This is a genomic window from Allobosea sp. UC22_33 (assembly GCF_042700715.1).
In the GTDB taxonomy this organism is placed as follows: Bacteria; Pseudomonadota; Alphaproteobacteria; order Rhizobiales; family Beijerinckiaceae; genus Allobosea.
In genome coordinates this window covers 3,326,939-3,340,628 of record NZ_CP170556.1, presented here as the reverse complement: position 1 = coordinate 3,340,628, position 13,690 = coordinate 3,326,939, and the positions used below count along the sequence as shown (strand labels likewise).

The window sequence follows — 13,690 nt, the reverse complement described above, 5'->3', positions numbered from 1 at the left end:
TCATAGCCCTCATGGCGCAGGGGGAGCGTGCATGACCGACGCCGGACGCATCAGGCAGCCCAACCCGCGCCGCAACGGGCCAGGCGCCGTGCATCGGCCGACGGTCGGGGTGGTGCTGCCATCCTCCAACCGGACGGTGGAGCGCGTCGCCCATGCCATTCGGCAGGACCGTCCCGAGCTCGATATCTGCATGACCCGCGTGCCCTATGACGGGCATCCGAACGACGGCTACGAGCTCGAGGGCTTCCGCCAGGCGACGCGGCTGCTCTCGGATTCGCGGCCCGACGTCATTCTCTGGAACGCGACGCGCGGCGCGATGCTCGGCTTCGAGCCCGACCGGGCGCTATGCCGGATGATCGAGGAGATCGCCGGCGTCCCGGCCACGACGACGGCGTTGGCGACGCTCCGGGTCCTCAAGGCCAGCGGCATCCGCCGCATCGCGCTGATCGCGCAAGGCGGCCGCGAGGATTGCGAGCGGCTGGCCGGCACCTTCGGCGACGAAGGCATCGCGGTGATCGCCTCGGTAGCGCTCGGCATCTCCGACAATTTCGATGCGGCGGCGGTGACCGATGACGACCTGATCGCCGCGGCGGCCGATCTCTGCGCCGGTGCGGAGGCGGATGGCCTGCTGATCTGGAGCACGAACCTGGGCGGCCATGCGCTGTCGCGCCGCTGCGCCGGCCTCGGCGTGCCGGTCTTCGATTCCACCACCGTCGGCTTCGACGTCGCGCTCGCCCTCCTCGACGACCCGCCCCGGAACAAGCCTCCCGACGCGGCGCTAAGTCCAGCCTCTCCCCGATAACAACAAGGGCCCGTCAGCGGCCTGCTCAGAGGACGAACGGTCATGGTCACAACCCTTACACGCAGGCATTTCGGCAAGCTCGCGGCGGCCTCCGCGCTCGCTTGCCCCGCCGTGGTCCGGGCGCAGCCCGCCTGGCCCACGAAGCCGGTGCGAATCCTGATCTCCTTCCCGCCCGGCGGCTCCAGCGACTATGTCGCCCGGGTGATCGCGCCGGCTCTGTCGGAGCATTTCGGCCAGCAATTCGTGGTCGACAATCGCCCCGGCGCCGGGGGAACGGTCGCGGGCGACATCCTGCGGCGCGAGCAGCCGGATGGATACACCTTCCTGCTCTCGAACAACGCGCCCTTCACCATCGCGCCGACGATGTTCAAGAAGATCCCCTATAGCGTCGTCAAGGACTTCACCCATGTCTGCTATCTCGGCGCGACCTATGGCGGGCTGGTGGCGCATGCCAATGTCGGCGTGAAAACCGTCGCCGAGCTGATCGCCAAGGCGAAGGCCAATCCCGGCCAGCTGAGCTTCGGTTCGAGCGGCGTCGGCTCGATCGGCCATATCACCGGCAACACCTTCTGCCGGGCGGCGGGAATCGACATCCTGCATGTGCCCTATCGCGGCGCCGGGCCGCTCCGGATCGACCTCACGGCCGGGATCATCGGCCTGCAGTTCGAGGGCATCGTCACCAGCGTGCCGCAGATCGAGGCCGGCGAATTCTTCGGTCTGGGCGTCACTTCAGACAAGCGCCTGCCGGCGGTGCCGAACATCCCGACCTTCAAGGAGATGGGCTTCGACGTCTCGGTCAAGAACTGGCACGGCATCAGCGCCCCCGCCAACCTGCCGCCGGCGATCGCGGAGAAGATGAGCGCCGCGCTCGCCGATATCTGCCGGCGCCAGACCATTACCGACCAGTTCGCCAAGATCGGCAACTACTACGACCCGATGACCACGGCGGAATTCTCCACCTTCGTCGCCGACCAGATCGAGCAGTGGCGGCCGATGATCATCGCCGCCGGAGCCGCCGGACAATGAGCGAACCGAGCCTCTCCCCCGTCCGGCCGGGCCGGGCCGAACTCGCCTCCGGGGTGCTGGTTACGGCACTCGGGCTGCTCGGCCTCGCCGCGTCCTGGGACCTCGAACGCGGCGTGCTGCGCCAGATGGGGCCGGGATATCTGCCGGCCACCGTGTCCTGGCTGATCATCGCGGGTGGCGCCGTGATGATCGCCGCAGCCCTGCTCAAACCGGGCAAGCCGCTACCGGATTTCCAGATCAGGCCTCTGGCCGTGATCTCGCTCGCGCTCGCGCTGTTCGGGCTGACGATCGACAGCCTCGGCATCATCATCGCCATCGTCATCCTGATCATGGTCTGCAGCTTCGCGAGCCCGATCACCCGCTTCTGGGAAATGGCCGTGCTCGCGGTCTGCCTCGCGCTAGCCTCCGCCTTCATCTTCGTCCAGCTCCTCGGGCTGGCGATTCCGATCCTGCCGAGGTGATCGCGCCATGGATTTGCTCGGCAACCTTGCCCTCGGTTTCTCCGTCGCGGCCTCCGCGACCAATCTCGGCTTCTGCCTGCTCGGCGTCTTCGTCGGCACGCTGATCGGCGTGCTGCCCGGTATCGGCCCGGTCGCGACCATGGCGATGCTGCTGCCCGCCACCTTCCATGTTCAGCCGGTCTCGGCGCTGATCATGCTGGCGGGCATCTATTACGGCGCGCAATATGGCGGCTCGACCACCGCGATCCTGGCCCGCGTGCCGGGCGAGGCCTCGTCGCTGGTGACGGCGCTCGACGGCTACAAGATGGCGCTCAAGGGACGGGCGGGGGCTGCGCTCGCCATCGCCGCGATCGGCTCCTTCTTCGCCGGCACGGTCTCGACCCTGCTGGTCGCGATGTTCGGGCCGGCCCTGTCGAAGGTGGCGCTCCAGTTCGGGCCATCCGACTATTTCGCGCTGATGGTGCTCGGCCTCATCGCCGCGATCGTGCTGGCCAGCGGCTCGCTGCTCAAGGCGGTGATGATGATCCTGGTCGGCATCCTGCTCGGCCTCGTCGGCACCGACCCGAACAGTCCGCTGCCGCGCATGAGCTTCGACGTGCCGGCGCTGGCGGAGGGCATCAACTTCGTCTGCCTCGCCGTCGGCCTCTTCGGGCTGTCGGAGATCATCTTCAATCTCGAGAAGGAGATCATCCGCCCGCAGGCGATCCCGTTCCGCGACCTGATGCCGACCCGCGAGGAGATGAAGGCGGCGACGCCGGCGATCCTGCGGGGATCGCTGATCGGCTCGGCGCTGGGCATCCTGCCGGGCAGCGGCGCGCTGCTCGCCTCCTTCTCCGCCTATGCGGTCGAGAAGAGGATATCGAAGACGCCGGAACGCTTCGGCGAGGGCGCGATCGAGGGCGTCGCGGCGCCGGAGGCCGCGAACAATGCCGGCGCGCAGACCTCCTTCATCCCGCTCCTCACGTTGGGCGTGCCGTCCAACGCGGTGATGGCGGTGATGGCGGGCGCGATGGCGATCCAGGGTATCACGCCCGGCCCGCAGGTCATGGTCAAGCATGCCGAATTGTTCTGGGGCATGATCGCCAGCATGTGGATCGGCAACCTGATGCTGGTGATCCTCAACCTGCCGATGATCGGGCTGTGGGTGAAGCTGCTGCAGGTGCCTTACCGGCTGCTCTATGCCGCGATCATCCTGTTCTGCTGCATCGGCGTCTATTCGATCAACAGCGCGGTCTTCGACGTCTATCTGACGGTCGCCTTCGGCATCCTCGGCTACATCCTGATCAAGCTCGAATTCGAGCCGGCGCCGCTGCTGCTCGGCGTGATCCTCGGGCCGCTGATGGAGGAGAACCTCCGGCGGGCGATGCTTCTGTCGCGCGGCAGCCTCTCGGTGTTCTGGGAGCGGCCGCTCAGCCTGGGACTGCTGCTGGCGGCGGCCGCGCTGCTCATGGTCGTATTGCTGCCGAGCCTCCGGCAGGCGCGCGACACGCTCAAGGAAGAATGACGGGGTCTCCACTGGGCCGCGGAGCGCACGCGCATGACTACGGTGCTCCGCGGCCACTTTTTCCCCGTGAACAAGGCCATCCGCGATGAAACGCTTCAAGATGCTTCTCAATGCCAATTTCAGCGGGCCGCAGGCCTGGCTGCTGCTGGCGATCCGGCGCGGCTATGTCGCCGAGGCCGGCGTCGAACTGGAGTTCACGCCGGGCACGGGCGCCTATAACGCCGCGCCCGGGCTCGTCGCCCGCGATTTCGATCTCGCCTATGGCGACCTGAACTCGCTGATCGAGGTCGCGGCGGCGGAGCCCGAGCGCGCACCGACCTGCGTCTATGCGCTGTTCAATGCCTCGGCGGCGGCGGTCGCGGTGCCCGCCGGCAGCACGATCGCGACGCCGGCCGATCTCAAGGGCAAGCATATGATCGGGCATGCGTCCGATGTGGGCCTGCGCACCTTCCGGGCCTTCGCCGAGGCGACCGGGCTCGATCCCGATGCCGTCAAGGTCGAGACCGCCGACGGGGCCATGGCCGAGCTCGTGGCGCGGCTCGATTCCGAGCGGGGCCCGCACGGCCTGTTCGGCTATGTCAGCACCATCACCGCGGCATTGGCGGCGCAGGGCAAGGACGCGGCGGCGCAACTGCGCTGGCTGCGCTACGACCATTACGCCCCGTTCTTCTATGGCAGCGGTTTCATGGCCTCGCCGCGCGTCATCGCGGAGGAGCCGGAGGCGCTGACCAGGCTGGTCGCGGCGATCAATCGCGGCGTCGCCGAGGCGCTGGCCGACGAGGAAGCCGCGCTCGATGCCGTGCTGAGCTTCGCGCCGGAAGCCGACCGGGAGGTCGAGCGCATCCGCTGGAGGACCACGATCGCGGTCGAGCTTGCCCATCCCGACGGCGAGCGGCTCGGCCTCGGCATGATCGACACGGCGCGCTTCGGCGAGAGCGTCCGCCGCCATGCCAGCGCGATCAAGCTGCCGCAGGTGCCCGCGACTGAGCGCCTGTTCACCGCCCGATTCCTGCCGCCGGCCGCCGCGCTGGCCCGCACCCGCCAGACCCAAGGAGCCGACGCTTGAAACGCCTGCGCATCCTCCTGAACGGCCCCTTCGCCGGCCCTCATGCCGGCTTCGCCCTCGCCGAACGCCGCGGCTACCTGGCCGCTGCCGGGATCTCTATCGACTGGCAGGCCGGGAAGGGCGCTTCCGCCGTCATCCCCGAACTGCTCGGAGGCGCTTATGACGCGGCCTATGGCGACCTCAACGCCCTGGCGCTTGCGCTCGGCGGGTTGCCGCCGGAGAGCGGGCCGAAGGCGATCTACGCCGCCTTCAACCAGACGCCGTTGACCATCGCCGTCCGGACGGGCGAGGGCATCGCGACGCCGCGCGACCTGGAAGGGCGCACGGTGCTCGGCCATACCTATGACGCGGCCTTGCAGATGTTCCCGGCGCTCGTGGTGGCGGCAGGCGTCGATGCCTCCCGCGTCAAGCTGGTCTTCGCCGAGGATTCGCTCGGGTTGATGGTGCGGCGCATGGTCGAGACGCGCGATTGCGACGGCGTCTTCGGTTTCGTGAACACGATCAAGGCCTCGCTCTCGGAGGAGGGCCTCTCGATCGAGGACAAGGTCGGCTTCATCGAGTACCGCGACTGGCTGCCGTCCTTCTACGGCAATTCCCTGCTGGCCTCGCCGGCCTTGCTGGCCGATGCCGGCCTGGCGCGAGCGCTGGTCGAGGCAGTCGCCAAGGGCTTCGCTGACCTGCGCGCCGATCCGGAAGCCGGGATCGATGCCGTGATGGAGATGCGGCCCCAGCTCGACCGTGCGATCAACCTGCGTCGCCTCAAGGGCACGCTTGCGATCGAGATGAACCATGCCGAGCGGCCGGGCGTGCGCGACGGCGATGTCGATCCGGCGCGCCTGCAGGAGGCCCTCGACCTGCTGGCACGGGCCTTCCCGGAGACGCGGCCGCTCAAGGCGCAGGAGGTTTTCGCGCAGCTTCGCCCGGCTTGAGAGCCTGACCGATCAGCCCTCCCGGAGGATGCGGACCAGTTCCGCCTCGACCTCCGGGGGATGACCGAGTTTCTGAAGCTTCGCGACCGTCGTTTCGATCGGATAGTCGTAATTGCGAAGCTCGAAGACGCCGTCCTGCCAGATCGCATAGCTCGGCCGAGGCTTGCCCCGGCGCGGCTGGCCGATGCTGCCGGGATTGACCACGGTCTTGTTGCCGATCCGGCGAATGAAGGGCGTATGCGTATGCCCGACCAGCAGCACGTCGGCATCGACGCTGTCGAGCTCCGCCGCCCAGCCATCGGTATCGGCCAGCAGATAGCCGTAATGCGGATCAGACGGCGTCGCATGCACGAGCTGGAAGCGCGTGCCTCCGCGCTCGACCTGTACGGTCAGAGGCAAGTCGCGCAGATAAAGCTTCTGCTCGTCGCTGAGTTCCGCGGAGGTGTGGCGGCGCGTCGCCTCGGCCATGGCGCGGAAGGCGGGCGTCCAGTGGCTGTCATCGTCGAAGCCGACGGCATGGTCGTGATTGCCCTGGATCGCGATGTCGGCGCGCTCGCGGAGGATTTCCAGGACCTCGCGCGGCTGCGGGCCGAAATTGACCTGATCGCCCAGCACCCAGAGTTCGTCGAAATTCTCGGGGAGCACCTGGCTCTCGAAAAACACCTGAAGAGCGTCGAGATTGCCGTGGATGTCGGAGATGATCGCGATCTTCATGAGTAGGTTCGCCAAGGCTGTCGCGGCTGATCCATGCCTGCATGGACCAGCCGTCATCCCTGCTTAGGCTGGGCGCGTCGCGAAGGCGAGCCCAGCCGGCCTCATACCGGGATCATGGTCGCAACATGGCGATCCATCGGCCGCTCGTTTTCGGCGAGGCCGGCGGCGACGCCGGCGCGGTCGGCCGGGCTGCGGTTCTGGCTGAGCTTGCGCTTGCCTTCGAGCGTCGCGATCGGCATGCGCAGGCCGACGATGCCGCGCAACTGCGCCTGGACGAACTCGGCCGGCGCATCGGAGACGGCCCAGGGCGCGGCGCGCTCGCCCTCGTGCAGGTTGGTGAGGCGGGTGACGACGTCGAGCAGCCGGGCGGCGTCGTCGAAGAACTCGACCGGGCCGGAGGCATGGACCGTCACGTAGTTCCAGGTCGGCACGACCTTGCCGGTCTCCTGCTTCAGTGCATACCAGCTCGGCGTCACATAGGCGTCCGGCCCGGCGAAGATGGCGAGGCCATTGCCGATCGCGGGCGCGCGCCATTGCGGGTTCGCCCTGGCGAGATGGCCATAGAGCACGCCATGCTCGCCCTCGCTCTCGTCCATGAAGAGCGGCAGCGGCGTCGCCAGCGGACCTTCTGCCGTCGCGGTGATGAAGGTGGCGAGCCGCGCGGCGCGGATCGTCGCCAGCAGGCTCGCCCTGTCCTCGTCGCGAAAGGCTGGTGGGGTGTACATGCGGGAACTCCTTGTGCCGCCGCCGTCATGCCTGCAATCTGGACCTTCGGGAATATCCAGTTCCCAAGGTTTTCCATGGTCCAGTTGGAAGAGCACGGCGTTGCCCGGCGGATCATCGCCGCGATCAAGCAGCGCATCCATGGCGGGGAATACCGCCCCGGCGACCGCCTGCCGTCGAGCCGGGCACTCGCGGCCGAATGGGGCGTGTCGCGCACCACGGTCACGGCCGCCTATGGGCAGTTGATCGCGGAGGGCTATCTGCTCAATCGTCCCGGTGCGCGGGCCGTGGTGGCGCGCGGGGTCTCGGCGGCGCCTGTGCCGGAGGTTGCCGCGCCTGTGAGCGCGCGGGTCTTGTCCGATTTTGCGGAGCGCCTGCTTGCCCTGCCTGTGCCGGCCCGGTTCCGGACCTATCGCGTCGCCGATCTCCGTTATGGCGACCTGAACGGGGCGGATTTCCCGATGCTGGCCTGGCGCCGGGCGCTCAACCGGGCGAGCCTGCACCGGGTCGAGCGTTTGCGCTACAGTAATCCGCAGGGTTCGTCGCCGCTTCGCGAGGCTTTGCAGAGCTATCTGTGGCGGTCCCGCGGGATCAGTTGCACGCCGGAGCAGATCATCGTCGTCAACGGCTCGCAGCAGGGGCTCGATCTCTGCGCCCGGCTCCTCCTCAATCCCGGCGACCGCTTCGTCATGGAAGACCCCGGCTATGTGCTGGCGCGGCATGCCTTCGCGGCTTCGGGCGGCGTGGCGGTGTCTGTTGCCGTCGATCGCGAGGGCATCCGGACGGAAGGCTTGCCGGCGGCGCGGCTGGCTTACGTCACGCCGTCGCATCAATATCCGCTGGGCAGCGTGCTCTCGGCGGCAAGGCGAAGGGCCTTGCTCGACTGGGCTGCTGAGGCGGGGGCCATGGTCGTCGAGGACGATTACGATGGCGAGTACCGGCATGGCGTCGCGCCGATTCCGACCTTGCAGACTTCCGCACCCGACAGGGTCATCTATCTCGGCACCGTCTCGAAGACGCTCTCGCCGACGCTGCGGCTCGGCTATCTGGTCGTACCGCCCGATCTCTGCCGCGCCTTCGCGGAGGCCAAGCGCCTGACCGACCGGCATACGCCCTTGCTGGAGCAGGAGGCGCTGGCGGAGTTCCTTTCAAGCGGCGGCTACGAGCGTCATATCCGGAGCATCCGCCGGCGGAATGCGGAACGCCGGGCGACGCTGTTGCAGACTCTCGCCGAGGAATGCGGCACGCGGCTGACCGTGACCGGCGCGGATACCGGCCTGCATGTGGTGGCGTGGCTCAACGGCGTCCCGGCGGAGCGCGAGGCGGCGGTCGTCGAAGCGGCTCGTGAGGCAGGGATCGGCCTCTATCCGATCGGGCCGCTCTATGCTTCCGGCGCGGAGCGGCCAGCCGAGGCGGGTTTCGTCATCGGCTACGCGGCGCATGAGGTTGGGGTGATCCGGCGCGGCGTCGCCGGGCTGGCCAAGGTGTTCGCGGCGATCGGCTGACAGTCAGCTTCGCAGGCCGCCGAGCATCAGGTCGCAATAGTCCTGAGCGAAGGACGCCGCGCGGCGGCCCTTGCCGGGCTTGAACCAGCGCACCATCCAGTTGAGCATCGAAAGGACGGCGCGGCTCGTCGTGTCGATATCGACCAGGCGGAATACGCCCTTGGCGATACCTTCGGCGATGATCTGCCTCAGGGCCTGTTCGTGCTCGTCGCGCAGCTTCTGCGCCTCCGCGAGCATCACCACATTCTCCATGCCGCCATAGCCGACGAGCATGGTGAGGAAGCCGTCATAGTGCTCCTCGAAGAAATCGGCATGGGCGGTCATGAAGCGGGCCAGCGCCTCGTCCGGGCCGGAGACCTGCGCTGTCGCCTGCGAGACGTGATGGCGCAGGCCCCCAAGCGTGCGCACGATGATCGCCTCGTAGATCTCCTGCTTGTTGGGGAAGTAGTGATAGATCGCCGCCTTGGTGATGCCGACGGAGGCTGCGAGTTCGCCGAGCGAGGTCCCGTCATAGCCGTCGCGCGCGAAGAGCCGGGCGGCATCATCGAGGATGCGGTCACGTGCGTTCGCAATCGTCGGCGGGCGGCCCTGGCGCCTGGGTTTCGCTGCGGTGCTCGGTTCCGGCATGGCTCACCTCAGCCAATCGCGCCGGCAGCACGCAGGCGCTCGATCTGCTCGGGTTCAAGGCCGAGATGCTCTGCCAGGACCGCGTCGGTATGCTCTCCGAGCGAGGGCGGCGGTGTCGGCTCGCGCAAGGGGCTCGCAGACATGCGCAAGGGGCTGCGGACCGAGCGGAATGTTCCGATCGTCGATGCCGGCACCGAGACGACGCTCTGGCGCAATTCCGCGATGTCGCTGCTCAGGGCCTGCCCGACGCTGCGGACATCGCCTGCGGGCACGCCGGCCGCGCGCAGGTCGGCGAGCACTTCGGTGAGGTTCAGGCCGGCGAAATGCTGTTCGAGCAGGGGCAGCAGCGTGTCGCGATGCTCGGTGCGCTTGCGGTTGGTCGCGTAGCGCGGGTCGTCGGATAGCTGGGGCATGCCGAGCGCCCGGCAGAAGCGGCGGAACTGCTCGTCATTGCCGACGGCAATGGCGATCCGCCCACCGATGCAGGCGAAGATCTGGTAGGGCACGATGCTGGGATGGGCGTTGCCGTAGCGGCCGGGGTCCCTGCCGGTGTTGAGATGGCCCGAGGCGATATTCGCCAGGAAGAACAGGGCGCTGTCGTTGAGCCCGATATCGAGCCATTGCCCCTCGCCGGTGCGCTCGCGCATGTAGAGCGCGGCGAGCACGGCCTGCACCGCGTTCATGCCGGTGACGAGATCGATGAAGGCGACGCCCAGCCGCATCGGTTCGCCGTCGCGCTCGCCGGTGATCGCCATGAAGCCGGATTCGGCCTGGATGATGAAGTCGTAGCCGGGCCGATCCTCCTGCGCATGGCCGCGGCCATAGCCGGAGATCGAGCAGAAGATCAGGCGCGGGTTGATCGCCTTGAGGTCGTCATAGGTCAGCTTGAACTTGCGCAGCGAGGCCGGCCGGAAATTCTCGACGAGGATATCGGCCTGCTTGGCGAGCGCGATGATGATCTCGCGGCCCTCAGTGGTGCCCATGTCCACGGCGAGGCTCTTCTTGTTGCGGTTGGCGCCGAGATAATAGGTCGAGATGCCCTCCACCGAGGGCGGCATCCAGCCGCGCGTGTCGTCGCCGGCGCCGGGCTGCTCGATCTTCCAGATTTCCGCACCGAGATCGCCGAGCGTCATGGTCGCCCAGGGACCGGCGAGGACGCGGGTGAGATCGAGAACCTTGATGCCGTCCAGTACCGCGCCCATCGCCACCCGCCTCGTGTTCTCGATATTTACTTACCGGCTGGAAGGTATTTAACTGCCCCGCCTTGTCAAGGAAGCCCGAGGCGCTGGGCGAGGGCAGGCAAGGGAGACGGCGATGGCCTTGGACAGCGAGACGATGCAGGGGTTGCTGGAGAGCGTGGCGCGCTTCGTCCGCGAGCGCCTGCGGCCGCTGGAGCATCAGGTCGCGCAGGAGGATCGCATCCCCGCCGAGATTCGCCGGGAGATCGCCGATATGGGCCTGTTCGGCCTGTCGATCCCGGAGGACTACGGCGGCCTCGGCCTGACGATGGAGGAGGAGGTCCGGGTCGCCTTCGAGCTAGGCCGGACCTCGCCGGCCTTCCGCTCCCTGATCGGGACCAATAACGGCATCGGCTCCCAAGGGCTGATCATGGACGGCAGCGAGGAGCAGAAGCGGCGCTACCTGCCGCGGCTGGCCTCGGGCGAATTGATCAGCTCGTTTGCGCTGACGGAGCCGGAAGCCGGGTCGGATGCCGCTTCGCTGAAGACTTCGGCCCGAAAAGTCGAGGGCGGCTATGTCCTCAACGGCACCAAGCGCTTCATCACCAATGCCCCGCATGCCGGGCTGTTCACGGTGTTCGCGCGCACCGACGCCTCGCAGCCCGGCGCCAAGGGCGTTTCGGCCTTTCTCGTCGAAGCGGGCACGCCGGGGCTGTCGCTCGGGCCTATCGACAGGAAGATGGGCCAGAGCGGCTCGCATACCTCGGACGTCATCTTCGAAGATTGCTGCGTGCCGGCCGATGCCCTGCTCGGCGGGCGCGAGGGACAGGGTTTTCGCACGGCGATGAAGGTGCTCGATCGCGGGCGCCTGCACATCTCGGCGGTCTGCGTCGCGATGGCCGAGCGCGTGATCGATGACAGCCTGCGCTATGCCGTGGAGCGCAAGCAGTTCGGCCAGCCGATCGCCGAGTTCCAGCTGGTGCAGGCGATGCTCGCCGACAGCCGGACGGAGGCCTATGCGGCGCGCTGCATGGTGCTGGAGACGGCGCGCGCCAAGGATCAGGCTGAGGATGTCGCGACCGATGCGGCCTGCTGCAAGCTCTTCGCCAGCGAGATGGTCGGCCGGGTAGTGGACCGGGCCGTGCAGATCCATGGCGGGGCCGGCTACATCGCCGATCACGGCATCGAGCGCTTCTACCGGGATGCGCGTCTGTTCCGGATCTACGAGGGCACCTCGCAGATCCAGCAGATCGTCATCGCCCGCAACATGGTGAAGGCGCTGGGCTAACGCCGTTCGTCGAGCGCGTCGCGGACGCCGTCGCCGAGCAGGTTGACCGCCAGGATCAGCAGGCAGAGCCCGGCGCCGGGCAAGGCGATCAGCCAGGGGTCGAACAGGATGTGCTCGCGCCCCTCGGCGATCATCAGGCCCCAGGAGGGCGTCGGCGGCTGGGCGCCGAGACCGAGGAAGGAGAGCGCGGCTTCGAGCAAGATGACGTTTGCGATCTCCAGCGTCGCGACCACGATCAGCGTGTTGCGCAGGTTCGGCAGGATACCGTGCAGCATGATATAGAGATGCGAGGCGCCGAAGGACTGGGTCGCCTGGACGAATTCGCGGCTGCGCAGGCTCTGCGCCGCGGTCCGCACGACCACAGCGAAACGATCCCAGAGCAGCAGGCTCAGCACGATCGCGAGCGTCTTCAGCGAGGCGCCGCCGAGCGCCACCGCGGCCAGCGCGACCAGCACGATCGGTAGCGACAGGCGGGTCGTCACGATGAAGCTGATCGCCATGTCGACGCGGCCGCCGAAATAGCCGGCGGCGAGGCCGAGCATCGTGCCGATGAACCCGGCGCAGAGCGTGACGCCGAGCCCGATCAGCAGCGAGACGCGGGCGCCATAGAGCAGGCGGGCCAGGTAGTCGCGGCCGAGATGGTCGGTGCCGAGCCAGTGTGCCGGGTCCGAGCCCGGATACCAGAAGGGCGGGATCATGCGCTTGCCGAGATCCTGCGCGATCGGATCATGGCTGGAAAGCCAGGGCGCGAAGAGCGCGACGAAGACGATGACGGCGAGCAGGCCGCCGCCGATGCGGATGGCGCTGCTGGCGCTCAGGCCCTTGAAGAGCTTGCGCCGGCGCATAGTGGGGCTGTCGGCGATCGACATCAGGCGCTCCTCAGGCGGGGATCGAGCCAGGCATTGATCAGGTCGGCCACGGTCGTCAGCGTCACGTAGATCAGCGAGAGGATCAGGATGATCGCCTGCACCACCGGCAGGTCGCTGCGCAGCAGCGATTCCCAGGCGAGGCGGCCGAGTCCGTTGATGGCGAAGACGCTCTCGATGACGATCGAGCCCGAGAGCATCAGGCCGAACTGGACGGCGGCAAGCGAGACCAGCGGCAGCACGGCGTTGCGCAGGGCATGGACCAGCAGCACGCGCGGCTGCGAGGCGCCCTTGGCGCGGGCGGTGCGGATGTAATCGGCGGTGAGCACGTCGATCATGCCGGCCCGCGTCAGGCGCATCAGGGCGGGCATGGCGTAGTAGCTGAGCACCACGACCGGCAGGATATAGCCCTGCCAGCTCTCGGTGCCGGAGATCGGCACGAGCCCGTACCAGACGCCGAAGACGACGATCAGGATCAGGCCGAGCCAGAAGCTCGGGATCGCCTGGCCGAGCACGGCGAGCATCAGGGCGATGCGGTCGAGCGTGCCGCCGGGCTTGAGCGAGGCGAGGATGCCGAGCGGGACGGCGACGACGAGCGCGAGCAGGAAGGCGGCCGAGCCCAGCACGAGCGTAACCGAGAGCCGCTCGGTGATGATCGGCGCAACCGGCAGGTTGAAATAGAGGCTCGTGCCGAAATTGCCGGCGAAGGCATTGCCGATCCAGCTCAGGAACTGCAACGGAATCGGCCGGTCGAGGCCATAGGCATGGCGGATCAGCTCGACATCCTGCGCCCGGCCGGCCTGTCCGGCGAGGACGACGGCGGGATCGCCGGAGACGAACATCAATCCGAAGGCGACGGCCGAGACGGCGAGCGCCACGAGGGCGGCGACGATCAGGCGGCGCGCGAGAAAGGGCAGCATGACGGCTCCGGGGATAGCGGGTCGGCCTGCCTGGCAGGGGAGGCGCCACTACCAGCAGGACTGGTAGCGGCGCGGCGATGC

Annotated in this window: 14 protein-coding genes; 8 read left to right on the top strand and 6 right to left on the bottom strand. The window is 68.0% G+C overall.

What is annotated here, in order from left to right; all coding sequences use genetic code 11:
* The first annotated feature begins 31 nt into the window (after positions 1-31).
* The 6 genes from ACFJGT_RS16110 (at position 32) to ACFJGT_RS16085 (ending at position 5,788) form a co-directional block, all read left to right on the top strand.
* A complete protein-coding gene (locus tag ACFJGT_RS16110) occupies positions 32-802 on the top strand; it encodes a hypothetical protein (protein WP_377839261.1) in 771 nt (256 codons plus the stop codon).
* Between the two features lie 42 nt (positions 803-844).
* Complete coding sequence (locus ACFJGT_RS16105) at positions 845-1,828, top strand: Bug family tripartite tricarboxylate transporter substrate binding protein (RefSeq protein ID WP_377839258.1); 984 nt, start codon at positions 845-847, stop codon at positions 1,826-1,828.
* Positions 1,825-2,289, top strand: coding sequence for a tripartite tricarboxylate transporter TctB family protein (locus ACFJGT_RS16100; RefSeq protein WP_377839253.1), 465 nt, complete (start codon positions 1,825-1,827; stop codon positions 2,287-2,289). The genes ACFJGT_RS16105 and ACFJGT_RS16100 overlap by 4 nt, the downstream gene beginning before the upstream one ends.
* A 7-nt stretch (positions 2,290-2,296) precedes the next feature.
* Positions 2,297-3,793 carry a tripartite tricarboxylate transporter permease gene (locus ACFJGT_RS16095; protein WP_377839251.1) on the top strand — a complete coding sequence of 499 codons (1,497 nt, stop codon included), beginning with the start codon at positions 2,297-2,299 and terminating at the stop codon, positions 3,791-3,793.
* An 85-nt stretch (positions 3,794-3,878) separates the two neighbouring features.
* Positions 3,879-4,859, top strand: coding sequence for an ABC transporter substrate-binding protein (locus ACFJGT_RS16090; protein ID WP_377839247.1), 981 nt, complete (start codon positions 3,879-3,881; stop codon positions 4,857-4,859).
* On the top strand, positions 4,856-5,788 hold the full coding sequence (locus ACFJGT_RS16085; RefSeq protein WP_377839245.1) for an ABC transporter substrate-binding protein: 933 nt from the start codon (positions 4,856-4,858) through the stop codon (positions 5,786-5,788). The genes ACFJGT_RS16090 and ACFJGT_RS16085 overlap by 4 nt, the downstream gene beginning before the upstream one ends.
* A 12-nt stretch (positions 5,789-5,800) precedes the next feature.
* Here the strand turns inward: ACFJGT_RS16085 and ACFJGT_RS16080 are convergent, their stop codons facing one another.
* Together ACFJGT_RS16080 and ACFJGT_RS16075 are read right to left on the bottom strand one after the other, a co-directional pair.
* On the bottom strand, positions 5,801-6,502 hold the full coding sequence (locus ACFJGT_RS16080; RefSeq protein WP_377839242.1) for a metallophosphoesterase family protein: 702 nt from the start codon (positions 6,500-6,502) through the stop codon (positions 5,801-5,803).
* 101 nt (positions 6,503-6,603) lie between these two features.
* A complete protein-coding gene (locus ACFJGT_RS16075) occupies positions 6,604-7,227 on the bottom strand; it encodes an FMN-binding negative transcriptional regulator (RefSeq protein WP_377839239.1) in 624 nt (207 codons plus the stop codon).
* A gap of 75 nt (positions 7,228-7,302) precedes the next feature.
* On the opposite strand from ACFJGT_RS16075, the gene ACFJGT_RS16070 reads away from it, so the two are divergent.
* Positions 7,303-8,730 (top strand): PLP-dependent aminotransferase family protein, encoded by a 1,428-nt coding sequence (locus tag ACFJGT_RS16070; RefSeq protein WP_377839237.1) that lies wholly within the window; start codon positions 7,303-7,305, stop codon positions 8,728-8,730.
* Positions 8,731-8,733: 3 nt separating this feature from the next.
* Here the strand turns inward: ACFJGT_RS16070 and ACFJGT_RS16065 are convergent, their stop codons facing one another.
* Positions 8,734-9,357, bottom strand: a complete 624-nt coding sequence (locus tag ACFJGT_RS16065) for a TetR/AcrR family transcriptional regulator (protein ID WP_377839233.1) — start codon at positions 9,355-9,357, stop codon at positions 8,734-8,736.
* A gap of 8 nt (positions 9,358-9,365) precedes the next feature.
* A complete protein-coding gene (locus ACFJGT_RS16060) occupies positions 9,366-10,559 on the bottom strand; it encodes a CaiB/BaiF CoA transferase family protein (protein ID WP_377839229.1) in 1,194 nt (397 codons plus the stop codon).
* Between the two features lie 112 nt (positions 10,560-10,671).
* On the opposite strand from ACFJGT_RS16060, the gene ACFJGT_RS16055 reads away from it, so the two are divergent.
* Positions 10,672-11,823 carry an acyl-CoA dehydrogenase family protein gene (locus ACFJGT_RS16055; RefSeq protein WP_377839226.1) on the top strand — a complete coding sequence of 384 codons (1,152 nt, stop codon included), beginning with the start codon at positions 10,672-10,674 and terminating at the stop codon, positions 11,821-11,823.
* Here ACFJGT_RS16055 and ACFJGT_RS16050 read toward each other — a convergent pair.
* Positions 11,820-12,692 (bottom strand): ABC transporter permease, encoded by an 873-nt coding sequence (locus ACFJGT_RS16050; RefSeq protein ID WP_377839222.1) that lies wholly within the window; start codon positions 12,690-12,692, stop codon positions 11,820-11,822. The genes ACFJGT_RS16055 and ACFJGT_RS16050 overlap by 4 nt on opposite strands.
* Complete coding sequence (locus tag ACFJGT_RS16045; RefSeq protein WP_377839218.1) at positions 12,692-13,609, bottom strand: ABC transporter permease; 918 nt, start codon at positions 13,607-13,609, stop codon at positions 12,692-12,694. Before ACFJGT_RS16045 ends, ACFJGT_RS16050 begins: the two co-directional genes overlap by 1 nt.
* Positions 13,610-13,690: the final 81 nt, after the last annotated feature.

Excerpts from the sequence above, each read along its gene's own strand:
- ACFJGT_RS16110 (WP_377839261.1), top strand. The coding sequence starts at position 32 with ATGACCGACGCCGGACGCATCAGGCAGCCCAACCCGCGCCGCAACGGG.
- ACFJGT_RS16105 (WP_377839258.1), top strand. The coding sequence starts at position 845 with ATGGTCACAACCCTTACACGCAGGCATTTCGGCAAGCTCGCGGCGGCC.
- ACFJGT_RS16100 (WP_377839253.1), top strand. The coding sequence starts at position 1,825 with ATGAGCGAACCGAGCCTCTCCCCCGTCCGGCCGGGCCGGGCCGAACTC.
- ACFJGT_RS16095 (WP_377839251.1), top strand. The coding sequence starts at position 2,297 with ATGGATTTGCTCGGCAACCTTGCCCTCGGTTTCTCCGTCGCGGCCTCC.
- ACFJGT_RS16090 (WP_377839247.1), top strand. The coding sequence starts at position 3,879 with ATGAAACGCTTCAAGATGCTTCTCAATGCCAATTTCAGCGGGCCGCAG.
- ACFJGT_RS16080 (WP_377839242.1), bottom strand. The coding sequence starts at position 6,502 with ATGAAGATCGCGATCATCTCCGACATCCACGGCAATCTCGACGCTCTT.
- ACFJGT_RS16075 (WP_377839239.1), bottom strand. The coding sequence starts at position 7,227 with ATGTACACCCCACCAGCCTTTCGCGACGAGGACAGGGCGAGCCTGCTG.
- ACFJGT_RS16070 (WP_377839237.1), top strand. The coding sequence starts at position 7,303 with ATGGTCCAGTTGGAAGAGCACGGCGTTGCCCGGCGGATCATCGCCGCG.
- ACFJGT_RS16065 (WP_377839233.1), bottom strand. The coding sequence starts at position 9,357 with ATGCCGGAACCGAGCACCGCAGCGAAACCCAGGCGCCAGGGCCGCCCG.
- ACFJGT_RS16060 (WP_377839229.1), bottom strand. The coding sequence starts at position 10,559 with ATGGGCGCGGTACTGGACGGCATCAAGGTTCTCGATCTCACCCGCGTC.
- ACFJGT_RS16055 (WP_377839226.1), top strand. The coding sequence starts at position 10,672 with ATGGCCTTGGACAGCGAGACGATGCAGGGGTTGCTGGAGAGCGTGGCG.
- ACFJGT_RS16050 (WP_377839222.1), bottom strand. The coding sequence starts at position 12,692 with ATGTCGATCGCCGACAGCCCCACTATGCGCCGGCGCAAGCTCTTCAAG.
- ACFJGT_RS16045 (WP_377839218.1), bottom strand. The coding sequence starts at position 13,609 with ATGCTGCCCTTTCTCGCGCGCCGCCTGATCGTCGCCGCCCTCGTGGCG.